This window comes from Tritonibacter sp. SIMBA_163 (assembly GCF_046535935.1).
Classification (GTDB): Bacteria; Pseudomonadota; Alphaproteobacteria; order Rhodobacterales; family Rhodobacteraceae; genus Epibacterium; species Epibacterium scottomollicae.
This window is the reverse complement of record NZ_JAWJBP010000496.1, coordinates 1-270: the sequence shown is the minus strand read 5'-3', so window position 1 is coordinate 270 and position 270 is coordinate 1. Positions and strand designations below refer to the sequence as shown.

At 54.1% G+C, this 270-nt stretch carries 1 protein-coding gene; it reads left to right on the top strand.

The features are described from left to right. Positions 1-51: 51 nt before the first annotated feature. A partial coding sequence (locus R0J92_RS23275) for a hypothetical protein (protein WP_411053418.1) occupies positions 52-270 on the top strand: 219 nt, incomplete at its 3' end.

Genomic DNA, 270 nt, shown 5'->3' with positions numbered 1-270 from the left:
GACACACAATCCCCTTGCAATTCCATAACCGGCCCGAACTTGGGCTATGTAATGGAAATGTACGAGCTTTATCAGGAGTCGCCTGAACTAATCGACCCTCAGCTTGCGGAGCTATTCAAACACTACCGACCTCCTGCCGAGCAGCCTGCTGTACAGACAGGTGATGCTGCTAGTGCTGCATCCGGTGTGGCAGTCGAACCGAACCGGTTTGAAAAAGTGCTCGCAGCGGTTCATTTGGCGGAAGCCATTCGCGCACACGGGCATTTGGCT